The sequence below is a fragment of the Caballeronia terrestris genome, from assembly GCF_001544515.1.
GTDB classification, from domain to species: domain Bacteria; phylum Pseudomonadota; class Gammaproteobacteria; order Burkholderiales; family Burkholderiaceae; genus Caballeronia; species Caballeronia terrestris.
On sequence record NZ_FCOL02000468.1, the window covers coordinates 1 to 1129 of the forward strand.

The following is a 1129-nucleotide window of genomic DNA, read 5'->3' on the forward strand; positions in this document are numbered from 1 at the left end:
CTGCGACGCCCATGCCGACGAGCCACTGCCCGTCGCGCACCGCACCCGGCCGTGCGCCGCGCGTCTTCCAGCCGAAGCGCTCGGCGCCGGTACGCAGGCACTCGACGAGCCGTCGCTCGGAAAACGGTCGCTGCGGCTTCTCGGGGTCGACCTGCGTATCGTTGATGATGCGCAACTCGACCGGATCGATGGCGAGCTTTTCCGCCAACTCGTCCATCGCGATTTCGAGCGCCATCAGTCCTGGCGCTTCGCCGGGCGCGCGCATCGCGTTGCCTTCGGGCAGGTCGAGCGAGGCGAGCCGCAGCGCCGTCATGCGGTTCGCACCCGCGTAGAGGAAGCGCGTCGGCTGGACGGCGTTCTCCGGCTTGCCGCCTTCGATGTCGCCCGACCAGCTTTCGTGGCCGATCGCGGTGATCTTGCCGTCGCGCGTCGCGCCGATCCGGATGCGCTGGATCGTGGCAGGCCGGTGCGGCGTGTTGTTGAACATCATTGGCCGCGTCAGCGCCACTTTGACCGGACGTCGCGCCGCGCGCGCGCCGAGTGCGGCGAGCAGGGCGTCGGCGCGTATGAACAGCTTGCCGCCGAAACCGCCGCCGATATACGGCGAGATCAGCCGAACGCTCTCCTTGGGGATGCCGAGCGTCTGCGCGACGTCGGCGCGGCTCCAGTCGACCATCTGGTTCGAGGTCCAGAGCGTGAGCTGCTCGCCGTCCCAGACCGCCATCGACGCATGCGGCTCCATCATCGCGTGCGCCTGGTCGGGCGTGGTGTACATCGCGTCCAGCTGCACGGGCGCGCTGGCGAAAGCGCCCGCGAAATCGCCTACTGCCGATTCGGGCGTGCCGGTCTTCGGCTTGGTCGCCGAGTGGCGCGCATTGGCGAGATCGAACGCGCCTTTTTCCTGGACGTAGCGTACGCGCACGAGTTGCGCGGCGGCGCGCGCCTGCTCGAACGTCTCCGCGACGACGAGCGCGACCGCCTGATGATAGTGCTGGATCTCCGGGCCGCCGAGCAGCCGCGCGTTGTTCCACTTGCCCTTGCCGAGCTTGCCGGCGGTGTCCGCAGTGACGATCGCGATCACTCCCGGCGCGCGCCGCGCTTCAGTGACACTGATCGAGAAAATACGGCC

Annotated in this window: 1 protein-coding gene; it reads right to left on the reverse strand. The window is 68.9% G+C overall.

What is annotated here, in order from left to right:
• Window positions 1–1129 (reverse strand): molybdopterin cofactor-binding domain-containing protein (locus AWB67_RS38315; protein WP_143746825.1); only part of this gene is annotated, 1129 nt, incomplete at both ends.